This window comes from Labilibaculum filiforme (assembly GCF_002843315.1).
GTDB classification, from domain to species: domain Bacteria; phylum Bacteroidota; class Bacteroidia; order Bacteroidales; family Marinifilaceae; genus Labilibaculum; species Labilibaculum filiforme.
Map to the genome: position 1 here is coordinate 56076 of NZ_MVDD01000015.1, position 16336 is coordinate 72411.

Annotated in this window: 8 protein-coding genes; all 8 read left to right on the forward strand. The window is 37.6% G+C overall.

Annotation, left to right across the window (positions count from 1 at the left end; translation table 11 throughout):
• Positions 1-11: 11 nt before the first annotated feature.
• The 8 genes from BZG02_RS16230 (at position 12) to BZG02_RS16265 (ending at position 16163) form a co-directional block, all read left to right on the forward strand.
• The gene (locus BZG02_RS16230) at positions 12-2504 is read left to right on the forward strand and encodes a glycoside hydrolase family 2 TIM barrel-domain containing protein (RefSeq protein WP_101262633.1); all 2493 of its coding nucleotides are present in this window, start codon (positions 12-14) and stop codon (positions 2502-2504) included.
• Positions 2505-2676: 172 nt separating this feature from the next.
• Entirely contained in the window at positions 2677-4197 is a 1521-nt protein-coding gene (locus BZG02_RS16235) for a sulfatase family protein (protein ID WP_101262635.1), read from the forward strand.
• Positions 4198-4548: 351 nt separating this feature from the next.
• Complete coding sequence (locus BZG02_RS16240; RefSeq protein ID WP_101262638.1) at positions 4549-7581, forward strand: glycoside hydrolase family 2 TIM barrel-domain containing protein; 3033 nt, start codon at positions 4549-4551, stop codon at positions 7579-7581.
• A 150-nt stretch (positions 7582-7731) separates the two neighbouring features.
• The gene (locus tag BZG02_RS16245) at positions 7732-9654 is read left to right on the forward strand and encodes an FAD-dependent oxidoreductase (protein WP_101262641.1); all 1923 of its coding nucleotides are present in this window, start codon (positions 7732-7734) and stop codon (positions 9652-9654) included.
• 59 nt (positions 9655-9713) lie between these two features.
• Entirely contained in the window at positions 9714-10784 is a 1071-nt protein-coding gene (locus BZG02_RS16250; RefSeq protein WP_143470498.1) for a hypothetical protein, read from the forward strand.
• A gap of 181 nt (positions 10785-10965) precedes the next feature.
• Positions 10966-12312: a sulfatase gene (locus tag BZG02_RS16255; RefSeq protein ID WP_101262646.1), complete on the forward strand. Its 1347-nt coding sequence runs from the start codon at positions 10966-10968 to the stop codon at positions 12310-12312.
• A gap of 15 nt (positions 12313-12327) precedes the next feature.
• A complete protein-coding gene (locus tag BZG02_RS16260; protein WP_101262648.1) occupies positions 12328-13803 on the forward strand; it encodes a sulfatase family protein in 1476 nt (491 codons plus the stop codon).
• 23 nt (positions 13804-13826) lie between these two features.
• Positions 13827-16163 (forward strand): glycoside hydrolase family 2 TIM barrel-domain containing protein, encoded by a 2337-nt coding sequence (locus BZG02_RS16265; RefSeq protein ID WP_101262651.1) that lies wholly within the window; start codon positions 13827-13829, stop codon positions 16161-16163.
• Positions 16164-16336: the final 173 nt, after the last annotated feature.

Below are 16336 nucleotides of genomic sequence, written 5' to 3' on the forward strand. Positions count from 1 at the left end.
AATGATCAACAATGAAATGTAATAGTTTAAATCGAAGCTTTATTTTGCTTGTAATGGTTTTCTGTGCCTTAAATTTATTTGCACAAAAATCAGGAGGTGAACGTCATTCGTTTGGCTCACAATCAGTCATTATTAATGATAACTGGTTTTATCTTGAAAAAGACAGCGAACAAATTCCTACTGAGACTGATGAGTCTTACCAACAAATATCACTTCCGCATACTTGGAATGCACAGGATGTTTTAGAAACGAAAGATTATCGAAGAGCCGGTTCTTGGTATCGTAAATATTTAACTTTCTCAGAAAGTCAGTTAGATCAGCGTCAGTATTTAAAGTTTAATGCTGCGGGGCAACAAGCCAAAGTATATCTTAATGGAGAAGAACTCATTCATCATATTGGTGGTTACAGTGCTTTTACCTGCGAGTTAACGGATAAACTAAAGTCTGGTAAAAATAAAATAGACGTTTGGGTTTCCAATGCCGATAATCAGAATATTGCACCTCGCAGTGGTGATTTTAATTTCTATGGCGGATTGTACCGATCTGTTGAGTTAATTTCTTCCCAAAAACTCACTATCTCTAAAAAATATTTTGCCAGTTCCGGAGTACGTGTGTGGAGTGAAAAAGTAAGTGCTGATTTGGCAGATTTACACATTAGTGCAAGAGTTGATAACGGTACAAATAAAAGAAGCAAAATAGAGATTTTTGCCAGTGTTCTGGATAAAATGGGTCATGTTGTATCTTCAGGGAAATCAAAATATAAAGTTAGCCCTGGGAAAACCGAACTAGTGAATGTAGCAATGACTAATGTTGCACATCCTACTCTTTGGAGTCCAGAAAATCCGGAGCTTTATCAGGTGAAAATTGAAGTACATTGTAAAGGGCAATTACTTGATGAGGTGGTCGTAAATCACGGATTCAGATGGTATGAATTTACTGCTGATAAAGGATTCTTTTTAAATGGAAAACCATATAAATTGAAAGGATTGAATCGTCATCAGGACAATTACCGACAAGGAAATGCCGTGAGTTTAAATCATCATTTAGAGGACATTAAACTGATGAAAGAATTGGGTGTTAATTGGTTGCGTTTGGCTCATTATCAGCAAGATGATTATGTGCTTCAGTTGTGTGATGAAATGGGGATATTGGTTTGGGAGGAAATACCGTATGTGAACAATACATCTTTTGAACCTGAGTTTGAACAAAATCTTCAATCGATGATGAAAGATTTAATCAATCAGCATTTTAACCATTCTTCCATAATTTTGTGGGGAATGGGAAATGAAGTTTGGATGGGCGATAGAGGAGATGGTAAAGCTAATATTTACGATATTGTAAAGAATTTAAATGATTTAGTACACAGCGAAGACCCTGTTCGGAAAACTGTTTTTGTGAATGGTGATAACAACAGACCAATCGATTATAAAGTATATGAAATTCCTGATGTTTTTGGATACAATTTGTATCGTGGATGGTATGGAACGCATCACAATACTTTTACTGAGAGAGTGAACGAATTGCATGCAATGATGCCAAATAAACCGCTAATAATATCTGAGTTTGGTGCAGGTTCCGATGTTCGTGTGCATACAGAAAATCCACTTCGTCAAGATTTTAGTATTGAGTATCAGAATGAATTTTTGGAATCGCATCTGAACCAAATCGATAAAATGGATTGGTTGTGTGGAGTGAATTGGTGGTCCTTTGCCGATTTTGGTGCCGCTCATCGTGGAGATACAAAACCACATATTAACCAAAAAGGATTGGTAACTTTTGACAGACAGAAGAAAGATGTTTTTTATCTTCTAAAAGCGAAATGGAGTAAGGAAGCAGTTCTTTATTTGGAGACTCCTACCTGGCAAGAACGAGGTGGTGATGCCAATAAGCTATACCGTGTTTTTTCGAATATGAATGAAGTGGAATTGTTTCACAATGGGAAATCGTTAGGAAAACAAACAAAAGAATTTAAGTGGAATGTGCTTTTAACAAAAGGGGTAAATAGTCTGAAGGCAATAGGCCGAAGTGGTGAATTGTTGAAAGAACATGGATTTGAGCTTTCTTATGACAATACTATTTCGGAGTACGCAATAAAAGCAAGTTGTGAGTCGGAAGAGAATCCTGCTACTTATGTTCTTGATGGAAAACCTGAAACATATTGGAGTGCCAAAGGGGAGTGTTTTATTCAATTGGATTTGAAACGAATTCGCTTAGCCAATGGAGTGAAAATTCAATTTAGGAACCTCGATAAAACCTCTTATAAACTCAAGATTAAAGGTTCTGAAGATGGTGAAAATTGGAAGGATCTATTCTCTGGAGTAAGTAATAAAAATTCTCAAATAGAATCATTTATTTTTACAAAACAAGAGGAAATCCAATACCTTAAAATTGAAGGTTTTGGCAATAATGTAAATGACATGAACAGTTATTGTAAAATTGTTCCCATCCTTAGTTTTGAAAAACGGGAAAAGAATTTGTACGAAAAAGTGGGTTCTGGAGAGTAATTATCAGTACTAAAAAAAAGTCTCATTTATTTTCAACAGATGCTATTGTTTTGCTCATTGACTGCATGTTTCTGGACAAAAGAACTCAGAACGACATGTTATTTACTGCAAAATACGATTGCGGTAATCGCATTACTTTTCTTTGATACAAGGAATTTTAAATCTAAAACAAATGAAATCAATCGTTTCTAAGTTGGTATTCGTAAGCATTGTGCTAAGCATTTTTACTTCAGTAAATACCAATGCACAAGTTAAAAAGCCAAATATTCTTTGGATTATTGCCGAAGATTTAAACCCAAATATGGGTTGTTATGGAGATACAATAAATATAGGGCACACGCCTGTTATCGATAAAATGGCAACAGATGGTGTTCTATTTAAAAGAGCTTATGCTACAGCTCCGGTTTGTTCCGCTTGTCGTTCTGCTTTTATCACAGGTAAAATGCAAACTACAACAGGTACTCAGAATCATCGTTCAAGTCGTACGACCGATGGTGAAGTAGTTCCTGAAGAATTGAGGATCTACTTGCCAGACGGAATGAAAACAATGCCGGAATTAATGAAAGAAGCTGGTTATTTTACGTTTAATAGTGGTAAAGACGATTATAATTTCTTTTACGATAGAACCAAACTTTACGATGTAGGTAATGCAAAAGATTACCAACCAGGAATGAATGGCTGGCAAGGCAATCATGCAGAGCATAACTTGTCGTGGACCGAAGATGTGTGGGGAGCAAGACCCGATAAAAACCAGGCTTGGTTTGGTCAGATAGAAATTATGGGTGGAAAAAGAGATTACAAATATGTTCGTGAAGGAGAAGAGTTAGCTATTAATGATGTGCCTCTACCTCCGTATTTCCCGGATATACCTTCTCAGCGGGAAGCATGGACAGAGCATTACAATGCAGGAAGAGGTTCCGATGCTCGTATTGAGCTGATATTAAAGCAACTCGAGGTCGATGGAGAATTGGATAATACCATCGTATTCTTTTTCTCAGATCACGGAAGTCCTTCTTCCCTACGCCACAAACAATTTTGTTACGAAGGAGGATTGCAAGTGCCTTTAGTAGTTATTGGAAATCATCCATCAATTAAAGCCGGAACAGAAATCGACGATTTGGTATCGCTATTGGATGTAACAGCAACAACAATGGCTTTGGCAGGATTAGATGTGCCTGATTACATGGATGGACAGGATGTATTTGCAAAAGATTACCAGCCTGCAGAATATGTTTTTGGTGCTCGTGATCGTTGCGATTTTACGATTGATAGAATTAGAACTGTTCGTTCGGACAAGTACCGTTACATTCGAAATTTTTGGCCCGAACGCACAATGTTACAGCCTGGTTATAGAGATTTAAAGCCGATAGTTATGGATTTTAAACAAGCTTACGCAGATGGCAAATTAACTCCTTATCAGGAAGCTCATTGGTTTGGTGTTCGTCCAGAGGAGGAATTGTATGATATTGAAGCGGATCCAGATCAAATGAATAATTTGGCAACAGATTCCAAATACAAATCAGTACTAAAAAAGCATCGAAAAGTATTGAATAAATGGATGAAAGAAACGGATGATAAAGGGCAATACCCAGAAGATCCTGCTCAATTAGAAGCGACTTATGATCTTTGGAAAAATCGCCCTCAGTTTAAAAAAGCAAAGGTGAATCCAGAGTACGATCAATTTAAACTATAGTAATTTGTGTTAAAAAAATAGTTAGTTAATAGGTAGAAGAGCATTAAGGAGTATTTGTAAGAATACTTTTTAATGCTTTTTTTGTTTCTATAAAACAGTTTTTATTTCTTACTCGTTGGTAGATAATAAAATAGGAGAAAGCTGAAATTGCTTCTGTTTTGCCCGTAATTCGCTAATATTTACTCTTACACACATTCAATTAACTGTCAAAAACATCTTTTCAATCGTTTTCATCTAGTTTTGGATGGTAAGAAATCTGGATTTACATTTAACTAACAAGTGAATCAGTCCAAGTTGTTTTACGATATTAAATTGTAACTATTCGAATAGTAAATCAAGTTGATTATAAAGATGAAAAAATTAGTACTCCTTTTACTCATGGCAATAAGTATAAATTTATTGGCACATGAGCGAATAAATTTCAATTCGGATTGGAAGTTCAAATTAAACGACCAAACGAATGCCGAAATGCTAAGCTATAATGATGCCGATTGGCGAGTTCTTGATTTGCCACACGATTGGAGCATTGAGGGAGAATACGATCTAAATAATCCGATGGGAGGACAATGTGGTTATTTACCATCAGGAATTGGATGGTATCGTAAAACCATTGCCGTTCCTGCCAACTGGAAAGGAAAACAGGTAGAAATAGCTTTCGATGGAGTATTTATGAATAGCACAGTTTGGGCAAATGGCAGAAAATTAGGTGTTCGTCCGTATGGTTGGATTTCTTTTGCCTACGATATCAGTCAGGAAACCATGAGTTCCGACTCCATTACATTTGCTGTTCGTGTTGATAATGACAAGCAACCTTCTGCTCGTTGGTATACCGGAAGTGGAATTTTTGCCAATACTTGGATCGATGTAAAAGAGCAAGTACATGTTGCCAAGTCTGGTATTTTTATTCGAACCAAAGGTGCTCAATTTGAAATAGATACTGAAATAGAGAATCAATTGGATAAAAAAGCCAAACTGACTCTGCTTACTTCCATAAAGGATCCATCAGGCAAGGTGGTTGCAAGGATGAAAGATCAATTGAAAGTGGATGCTTTTGCTTCTCAAAACATAAAACAAACTGTTGAATTGGCTAGTCCTGAATTGTGGTCGTTAGAGAATCCATATTTATATACTGCAGTTAGTGAAATTACAGCAGGAAATACGGTTTTAGATCGTGTAGAAACTCGTTTTGGAGTTCGTGATATAGAGTGGAAGCCGGAAACCGGTATGTGGATCAATGGAAAGAATGTAAAATTGCAAGGAGTTTGTAATCATCAGGATGCAGGAGCTTTAGGATCTGCTGTTCCCGATAAAATATTGCGTTTTCGAATTCAACAGTTGAAAGATATGGGATGCAATGCCATTCGTACCGCTCACAATCCTCAAACACCTCAGTTTTACGATATGTGCGATGAAATGGGCATGCTGGTAATGGATGAGATTTTTGATGGATGGATGAAGAAAGCTGAAAATGATTATGGAGCTCATTCATTTGCAGAATGGTGGAATCGTGATTTGACCGATTGGATCAAGCGCGATCGTAACCATCCTTCGGTGGTGATTTACAGTGTTGGAAACGAAACACATGGCGAAATAGGAAAAGATTTGGTGGCTCGTTGTCACGAATTAGATTCTACCCGTCCGGTAACTTCGGGTCATTCGGGTTCCGAATACATGGATGTATTTGGAGTGAATGGAAGTAGCGAAAAAATGGGTTGGTTCGAAACCATGGAGAAAGATCGAGTGTTTATTGGAACAGAAAATACGCATACCTGGCAAGTTCGTGGTTTTTATCGAACAAAAACTTGGTATCGCGATGGGTATCCTAATAAGAGACAAAAAGCTTATTTCTATCCCGATTTAACGGAAAAAGAAGTGTTTTCTTTCGATTGGACCAATGCTTCGGGACGAACAAATTACAAGCAAATATTCAATTCGAGTTACGACAATGGGATGGTTCGTTTAACCTCTCGTCAGAACATAGAGCAGTTACGAGATATACCTTTTTATGCAGGTTCTTTTCGTTGGACTGGGCACGATTATATTGGTGAAGCAACTTATGTGCATGGAGGCTGGCCTTTTAAATCGTTTATGGGCGGAGCTATTGATATGGCTAATTTTGAGAAGGACTTGTATTACCTCTATCAAAGTCAGTGGACCACAAAACCAATGGTTCACATCTTGCCTCATTGGACCCATCCAACGCTTAAAGAAGGAACTGAAATACCGGTTTGGGTGTATTCCAATTGCGAGGAGGTGGAGCTGTTTTTGAATGGAAAATCATTAGGAAAACAAAAGCCAGGCGTAAGCTGGGATAAAATGCAATGCCAGTGGATGGTAGGTTGGACTCCCGGAGAATTGAAAGCAATTGCTTATAAGAATGGGAAATCAGTAGCCGAGAAAGTAATTAGAACGGCAACTCGTCCTGCTCAAATTGCACTATCGGTTGATGGAGAAGGTTTCAGTAATAAAACGAAAGATATCGTTCAGCTTCGGGTAACGACTACTGATGACAAAGGAGAGTTTTATCCTTACGGGGAAAATAGAACTTATTTTCAGGTGATTGGATCAGGAAAAATAAGAGCATTGGATAATGGCAGTCCGATAGATGTAGAAAAGCATTTTGAAGCAACAAATCGAATTGCCTTTTACGGATTAACTCGTGCGTATATCGAATCGACCGATGAAACCGGAAATATAGCAGTTCTGGCATCTTGTATTTTAGGAGAGAAAAAGCAAGTTACATCCAATAAAGTAAGTATTGATACGAAGATTTTAAACTTGCGAGGAGATGTGCCTAATACTAAAATTGAAGTTTTCTACACTGTGGATGGAAGTGTTCCTAGCACGAAATCGACCTTGTATAAAGAAGCTTTTGAAGTAGAATTGGTTACAAGTGTAAAAGCTTTGGTAGTAATGAATGGACAAGAAGTTCAGCTATTAGAAGAACGTTTTGCTACTGACGAAGGTTTTGTTTGGAATGCAAAAGCAGTTGCTACCAATCCAGGAGGCGATCAGGCCGAAGATGCTTCTTTTGATGGAGCAAATATTGATACTCAAGGAAGTAATTTTAATGGCAAAGGATACATCGATTTTGGCAGAAACAGTGGTGGATATGTAGAATGGTATCAGGAAAATGATGGAAGTCAAGGGGAGTTTCATTTGCAAATTAGATACAGTGCAAATGATAAAATTCGATCTGAATATAAGGTGCAACTTTCCATTAATGGAGAAAAACAGGAACTTATACTACCTGCATTATCCAATTACAGAAAAGATTGGGCAGTTTTCGAAGTGAAAGCACAATTGGGATCTGGTGCAAATACAATACGAGTTACGGCTCTGGAAGATGATGGATTGAGTATCGATGAATTATTGGTAAAGTAAGTGATCGAGGATTGATTTTAAGCGAATTAAATGAAATTGAAATATTATTCTATATAAGATGAAACGAGCCATGAGAATACTTCTCACACACGCAAGAATGATTAAGTCTGGTGAGTTCCATGTGGCAAATAAAAATCAAATTATAAACCCATGAAAAGAAGAGATTTTTTTGTAAAAGGAGCTCTGGGAGTGGTTGCTACCAGCTTACTTCCGGTGGTTGCAAATGCAACTCCTTCTAGCATAGATATTACCTTATCCGATCGATCGAAAGACAAGTGGTTGCAGGTTGGATCGGGAAAACAAGGAATTCCAAATAGAGAACAAATAGTAAATGCGGATGTGCTTGTGATTGGTGCTGGAATGGCTGGGATTTCGGCCGCCGTAGCCGCCGCTCGAAATGGAGCGAAAACAATATTGGTTCAAGATCGTCCTGTTTTAGGAGGAAATGCATCCAGCGAAATGCGAGTTACCGTTAACGGAGCGCCACAGGAAAGGGAAACAGGGATTATTGAAGAGATACTCATTGAAAATTGGGTGTATAACAAACAAGAATCTTATCCGGTTTGGGATCATGTTTTGTACAATTACATCACCCGTCAGCCTAACTTAGAGCTAATGTTGAATACGCAGGCCTTGGAAGCTATTATGGATGGCGATAAAATTAAGGCCGCAATTTGTTGGCAATCGACTTCAGAAACACGCTTTACTTTAAACGCAAAGCAATTTATTGATTGTTCGGGAGATGGACTGCTTGCAGCTACAGCAGGTGCCGAATATCGTACAGGTCGCGAGGGGAAAAAAGAGTTTGGGGAATCTTATGCTCCCGACCAAGCGGATGGATGGACTATGGGAGATTGTATCATGATGATTACAAAAGACATGGGACGCCCAATGCCATTTAAAGCTCCGGATTATGCTTTACCTTTCGATCACGAGACTGCTTTTAAAGACAAGCATCGCAGAATTAAGCAGGTAAAAGAAGGCTTTTGGTGGATTGAAGTAGCAAGTGAATACGATATTATTGCAGATCGAGAACAAAATCGGCATAAATTAATGGCTTATTTTTATGGGGTTTGGGACTATATTAAGAATTCAGGAGATTTTCCCGAGGCGGAGAATATTGCCTTAGATTGGGTTGGTTCTATTCCTGGTCGTCGGGAATCGCGTCGTTTTATGAGCGATTATATTTTAACACAGAACGATATTCTTAACGATCCTCATTTCGAAGATGCCATAGGTTTTGGAGGTTGGTCGTTGGATGAACACAATCCAGGAGGAATCGAAAATTTGAAGGAGCCAGCAAGTTATTTTCATCAGAAATCGGAAAAAGTGTACGAAGTGCCTTATGGCATTTTGTATTCAAAGAACATCGAAAATCTTTCTTTTGCCGGTCGAAATGCTAGTTTAACACATATTGCCTTATCTTCAACCCGAATTATTTCCACTTGTGCGCTAATGGGACAGGCAGTAGGAACTGGTGCAGCTATTTGTTTGCAGAAAGGTATTAATCCTAGAGAATTACGAAGCAAGTACATGAATGAATTGCAGGAACAATTGTTGCGCGATGATGTATTTATTCCAAATCGTCCTGCTAAAGATTCGAATGATTTGGCTAAGAGTGCAATGGCTATTATGGCATCGTCCACCCTTTCGGGAGATACTAAATTATTGGTAGATGGTGTTTCTCGCGATAGAGGCGAAGAAATTCACCATTGGGAAGCGGATGGTTTGGATGCGGAATTGCAATTGGAATGGAAAAAACCGGTGAAAATTTCGAAGGTGGAATTAAAAGGAGATACCAATGTGTTGCGAAGAATAATGATGCATAAAAATCCACAGAAGAACATTCAAAATGAGCAGATTTTGGATGTGCCACCAGAATTAATTAAAACAGCAAGTGTGGAAGCTCGAGTAAAAGGCCAATGGCTTGAAGTTGCCAAGATTGAAGAGAACATTACCCGATTAATGAAAACTAGTTTCGATCAGGTGAGCACTACTGCCATAAGAATAAAACTAAAGGAGACTTGGGGTGCTAAAAATGCCAAGTTGTTTGAAATACGTTGCTATTCATGATTTTTTTAAGATGTAGAAATATCGTCTTGTTTTGCTGTCTGTTGCTAACTTTTAATAAGTTGGCAGTAGCAGACATTCTTTTATCCTCTTCCAAAGAAAAGTTACATGAGGTAATTTACAAGCATCCTGCACAAAAGGATTCAAGTCAAATGCATCAAATTCTTTTCGAAACGGAGGCTAAAGAATTCTACATGGATGTTGCTTCGGTTTATTGTTTCGAGGATGTTTGTAAAATAGATACGATTCGAATTTATTGGAATAGGATTGGAAAGTACCAAAGGTTTGAATTACAGGCAGGTATTGCACTCGAAAAAGCCAATGGAGAACTGTTTACAGATCAGGATTATAAAAAATTGCATTTTATTTTAAATGAGGAGGATTCTCCGTTTAAAAATATTCGAATAGAGAGTATCATCAGCACGCAAGGAGCAGAGCATTCGGATGTGGATGGGTATTCAGGAGCAACAGCTATCGAATTAGACGAAAGTGTTTCTATTCAGGGAGCCGTTTTAACTTCCTATACACTTTGGCATTGGGCGAATGGAGATTTGGTAAAGCAAATTAGAAAGATTACTGGCGAGGCTACGAATGCTGACGATTTGCTGACTTATTTGAGAAATAGCGAGGCAGATTACAAACTTTTTGCGCTAGAACAGCTAATGGTTCGTAAGAATTTTGAAGCAAGACTAATCGAGGAAATAAAAGAGCAATATAAAGGCAATTGCCTACCTTTAAAAAGGAATATTATTTCCTATTTAGAGAGTGCGCCAAAGGAAATATACCAGAATGTGATGTTGGATTTATTCAAGTCCGAAGATTCAAAACAACGAATTACTTGTTTGCAGTCTTTACTACACACTAATTCGAATCTTTCTTCCGATGCTTATTCAAAGCTTTATCGGCAGTTAAATAATATGGAAACTTATCAGGAAGTAGATTTATTTTTAAGCCTTCTGGAAAAACAAAGTCAAGAGTTAGAGGCTCGAATAGCACCTTTATATTCATTGCTAGCCAATTCAAATATTTTAATCTCGCGAAGAGCTTTTTGGTTTTTAGAAAGAAAAAATGCTTCGAAAGAACAGCAAAAACTACTGAACGATTTTGCAAAAAAGAACAAGGACTATCTATAATCAAAACAGAACGAAATAACTGTGTTACTATGATTTTTGTATGGTATTTGAAATACAAATAATCAAAATACGCTTTTAATTTCCCGATTTTACGGATAAATACAAGAACTTAACTTGGAAAGACAAATTCACATTTTAAAAATATAATATTCGTACTTAGATAAATAATAAAATCAAAATAATGATAAAGCAGGTATTAATAGCATTTTTTGCATTGGCAAGTTTGCAAGGACTAGCACAGGAAAAACCGAATGTAGTGGTGTTTTTTATTGATGATTTAGGTTGGGCCGATGTTGGGTATCAAAACCAAGATTTTCAAACTCCTAATATTGATCAGTTAAAAAAAGAAGGGGTTAACTTCGACAGAGCTTATGTAGCCACGCCAACATGTAGCCCAAGTCGTGCATCGATACTAACAGGGAAAGAGGCTATTCGTTTGCAAATGCCTCGACACATTACCGAAGAAGATAAATTTGGGCGGAATACCGAAAAATATAACTACTGGAAGAATGATCCGGTTCAAATGCCTTCTATCAACTGGTTGCCACTCGAGGAAGTTACCTATGCCGAACGTTTAAAAGACTTGGGTTACTACAATATGTTTATTGGAAAATGGCATTTAGGTCACGAGGCGTATCATCCTACTCATCAGGGATTTGATGAGCAATACGGAACCAGTAATTTCGGACATCCTAAAAGTTATTATCAGCCTTTCTTTCAGGTGAATAATCCTTTAAAGGAGATATCGGATGATCAGTATTTAACGGATGTTTTAACCGATAAGGCGGAAGATTTTATTAAGAATTACGATAAAAAACAACCATTTAGTTTAAATGTTTGGCATTATGGAGTTCATGGTCCTCATGTAGGGAGAAAAGATTTAATTGACCAATACAAAGCCAAAGGTTGGGAAGATCGATATGCAGAATATGGGGCAATGGTTACTGCCATGGATGAATCTTTAGGGAGAATTCGTAAAGCATTAGAAGAAAAAGGAATTGCCGATAATACGGTGATATTATTTACATCCGATCAAGGAGGTTATTTCACAAATTTCCCATTACGGGGAAAAAAGAATGGTGGAAATACGCTTGGCGAAGGTGGCGCACGTGTGCCATTCGTTTTGTACTATCCTGGAGTAACAAAAGCCAATACGACCTGTCAAGTGCCAATTCAAACCATCGATGTTTATCCAACTTTAGTAGAAATTGCATCGGGTAAGCAATGTACCGATGAACAAATACAGGGAAAAAGCTTGATTCCACTCCTTAAAGGGGAGAAGTTTGAAGATCGTGATTTGTTCTTTTTTCGCTCTTACGAGGATCAGTATTGTTCGGTAATTTCTGGCGATTGGAAATTAATAAAATACCATAGTGGATTGTTGCAATTGTATAATGTGAAAGAGGATATGGGAGAGGTGAACAACCTTATTTTTGTGAAGACCGCAATTGCCAAAAAAATGGCGAAAAAATTAAGTGATTGGGAACAGGAAGCTGTGCCAAGTAAAGAATCGTACGATTGTAAATAAAAAAGGAATCAGATCATGAAAAAATATTTATTAGTGTGTGGATTATTTCTTGCGCTATTTACTGTGAAAGCACAAGAAAAACCGAATATTATTTGGTTAATGGCTGAGGATATGAGTTTGGATTTGGAATGTTATGGCATGCCAGCTGTAAAAACTCCAAATTTGAATAAAATGGCCGAACAAGGAGTGCGGTTCGATAATTGTTTTGTTACCAACTCAATTTGTTCGCCTAGTCGGTCGGCAATGATGGTTGGTACGCATCAGCTAAAAATAAATGCTCATAATCACCGAAGCAATCGGGATGTGCCTTTGAACGAAAACTTTAAGCCATTTACCTCCTTACTGAAAGATGCAGGTTACACCTGTGTATTGGGAAATCATGCGGTAATGAAACTAGGTCGTAAGATTGATGTCAACTTTAAGCACGAAGCGCTAGGAAATTGGGATGGTAAAACAGAATTTGGCTTATTCGATAAGTACGATAATTTCGAAAAAGAAGACCAACCATTTTTTGCTCAAATACAGTTAGTAGCAAGTCATCGTGGCGATTGGTGGAACGAGGTGCGAAACAATTCAGCTCATCCAGTAAATCCAGATTCGGTAGTGATGCCAGCTTTCATGGCCGATCATCCAGTTGTTCGATTGGATTGGGCAAAGTACTTGGATCAAGTTGAATTCTTGGACAATGAAATAGGTTTGATTTTTAAAGAGTTGGAAGAAAAAGGAATGGCTGAAAATACCATTGTGATTTTTATTGGTGATAATGGAAGGTGCAATATACGTGGAAAAGGGTATTTGCAGGACCCAGGTTTACGAATTCCTTTTATTGTATATTCTCCCATTAAATTGCCAGGGGCAAAAGTTAGAAAAGATGTTGTTGCTTCCATCGATATTACTGCAACAGTACTCGATTTTGCAGGAATTGAAATTCCTGATTACATGACTGGAAAACCAATTTTCGATAAAAAATTTAAGCGGGAATACACTTATGCCGCCAGAGATTTGTGGGACGAAATACAGGAAAAAATTCGTGCCATAACTTCTAATGAATGGAAGTACATCCGAAATGATAAACCAGAGATTCCTTATGATGCACATCAGGCCTATTTGGAATTTTACCGACCTGCAGTGCATATTATGCGAACTTTAAAGCAGGAGGGCAAATTAACACCGGCTCAGGAATTATTTTTTGCAGATTCAAAACCGAAGGAGGAATTGTACAATTTAAAGAATGACCCTCAGGAGTTAAATAATTTAGCAACGAATCCAAAGTATGCCAAAATTCTTGACAAAATGAGAAAAGAAACCCTGAAATACGACGAATTCTACACACCGGTAAGCGATGTTTTTGAACCAGAACATCCAGGAGCTGTTGATGTATTTGAGTGGTTGAAAAAAGAAAAACCCGAACAGTATCAAGAAATGTTGAATGGGGTAGAAATCGGATTGCATGAGTTAACCAACGAATACAAAAAATCAAAAAAGAAGTAATTTTTCGATCTAAATTTTGGGGAATGAAGCAAGCTGTATATTTAGTAGCCTTGTTATTTGCAATTCTGTTTTTCGAATCTTGTGGACAAACGAAAGAAACGAGAATCAAGATTAATAAGGATTGGAAGTTTAAATTGGCGGAGGAATCAAATGTATTGGATGAGCGTTTTCACTTGTCTAACTTTAATGATTCCGATTGGGAAGATGTTAGCTTACCACACACCGCACATATAGAACCATTGGTGGTGAACAACCAATGGCAGGGAACCTGTTGGTATCGAAAATCGTTTACTATTCCGAAATCCGAAGAGGATAAGAAGGTAATTATTGAGTTGGAAGCAGCTATGAATCATTCTAAAATTTGGATGAATGGTGTGTTAATGACGGTGCATCAGGGAGGGTATCTGCCAGTTGTTTTGGATGTGTCGAAGTACGTGAAAAAGGGAGAAGAAAATACGATTGCTATCCGCTTAAATAATACCGATAATCCAACAACCGGGCCAAAACCTTTAAGCAAATTAGATTTTAATATGTATGGAGGCTTGTACCGAAATGCTTGGTTGATTAGTAAAGATCAGGTGCATATTTCGCATCCTGTTTTGGCAAATAAAGTAGCTGGTGGAGGCGTGTTTATTACTTATCCGAAAGTATCGGAAAAGGAGTCTGTTCTTCAGGTGAAAACTCATGTGTTTAATGAATCGAGAGAAGATAAAAACATTCATTTGCAGCATTCTTTATTTTACGATGGCGAGTTGATTACAAAATTGAAGTCGAAATTGCAGTTGGTAAAATCGAAGGATGAGGAGGAGTTTGTAGATACGATTGTTTTGCCAAACGCGAAATTGTGGTCGCCAAAGCATCCAAATATGTATCAAATTAAAACTTGCCTTGTTGCTAACGATGAGGTGCTCGATCAGGAAGTAAACAAAATTGGAATCCGGGAGTTTACTTTTAAAGATAAGGAGCTGTATATCAATGGAGAAAAAACCTTTTTGAGAGGAGTAAATCGTCATCAGGAATATCCATTTATTGGTTATGCTTTATCCGATAATGCGCAGTATCGCGATGCAAAAAAAATTAAGGATGCTGGATTCGATTACGTTCGCTTATCGCATTATCCGCAGTCGCCGGCTTTTATGGATGCCTGTGATGAGTTAGGACTTGTAGTGATTGATGCGATTCTTGGATGGCAGTACTATTTAGATAATGATTTGTTCAGAGAATATTGTTATCGTTCCGCTACCGAATTAATCCGCAGAGATCGAAATCATCCTTGTGTGTTGGCTTGGGAGGTATCTTTAAATGAAACAGACATGCCTATTTTCTTTATGGAGGAATTGAATCGAATTGTTCACGAAGAATATCCGGGAACGAATACCTATTCCTGCGGATGGAAGAATGAGGTGTACGATATGTATTTGCAAGCGCGTCAGCATCGTTTAATGCACTTCGATTCCCTACAAACAAAACCTTATGTAGTTTCGGAATATGGCGATTGGGAATATTACTCGAGCAATGCAGGTTTAAATCAACATCAATTGTCGAAGCAAAAAAGGTTCGAAACCAGTAGCCGACAGCTTCGCGAATATGGAGAAGAAAGGTTATTGCAACAAGTAAAAAACATACAGGAAGCGCACAACGACAATTTTAATACAACAGCTTTCGCGGATGGATATTGGGTAATGTACGATTACAATCGTGGTTATCATGACGATTTGGAAGCTTCGGGGATCATGGATATTTTCCGTTTGCCTAAATTTAGCTACCGATTTTTCCAAAGCCAGAAAGATAGAGAGGAAGAACTTGTTTTGGAAATCGCCACTTACTGGAACGAGAAATCACCGTTAGCAGTGCAAGTATTTAGCAATTGTGAGCAGGTAAAATTATTTTTGAACGACAGTCTAATTGCAAGGCAAAATCCCGATGAAAATCAGATGTCGAATAACTTAGCTCATGCTCCATTTACTTTTACTATGAAGGCCTTTAAGCCGGGAACATTAAAAGCAGTAGGAATAGTAAAGGGCAAATCGGTAATAGAAAAAGAGGTTAAAACACCCGGAAAACCAGTACAATTAAAGTTGTGGTTGGATGAAAGTGGGAAAGCACCGCAAGCGGGTTGTAATGATGTTTTGTTCCTATACATTGCTGCTGTAGATAAGAATGGAACTGTGATTCCTGATTATTCTGAAATAGTGAATTTGACAACAGATAGTGATGTTACCACAGTGAATGTTGGAGAAATGAAAGCGGAAGCAGGTATTGCAACAGCAGTAATAAAAATTGGCGAAACCATAGGAGAGAAGTCGTTTACCGCAAATTCGGGAGAACTGAAAGGAAGCTTAACATTCAGCACCAATTAGAATAAGAAATGAAGCAGTAGATTTTAAAGAATAGATTAGTTGATAATGTCAAATAGATTGTTGCATTGGCTAGTATATAACGCAATAGTTCTGTTTGGCATTTATCTTTTTTAGGAATAATACCAATTTAATTTCAAAAGTATCTTTAAATAAAACGGAATAATTTTCTGCTA

Excerpts from the sequence above, each read along its gene's own strand:
- BZG02_RS16260 (WP_101262648.1), top strand. The coding sequence starts at position 12,328 with ATGAAAAAATATTTATTAGTGTGTGGATTATTTCTTGCGCTATTTACT.
- BZG02_RS16245 (WP_101262641.1), top strand. The coding sequence starts at position 7,732 with ATGAAAAGAAGAGATTTTTTTGTAAAAGGAGCTCTGGGAGTGGTTGCT.
- BZG02_RS16235 (WP_101262635.1), top strand. The coding sequence starts at position 2,677 with ATGAAATCAATCGTTTCTAAGTTGGTATTCGTAAGCATTGTGCTAAGC.
- BZG02_RS16240 (WP_101262638.1), top strand. The coding sequence starts at position 4,549 with ATGAAAAAATTAGTACTCCTTTTACTCATGGCAATAAGTATAAATTTA.
- BZG02_RS16255 (WP_101262646.1), top strand. The coding sequence starts at position 10,966 with ATGATAAAGCAGGTATTAATAGCATTTTTTGCATTGGCAAGTTTGCAA.
- BZG02_RS16230 (WP_101262633.1), top strand. The coding sequence starts at position 12 with ATGAAATGTAATAGTTTAAATCGAAGCTTTATTTTGCTTGTAATGGTT.
- BZG02_RS16265 (WP_101262651.1), top strand. The coding sequence starts at position 13,827 with ATGAAGCAAGCTGTATATTTAGTAGCCTTGTTATTTGCAATTCTGTTT.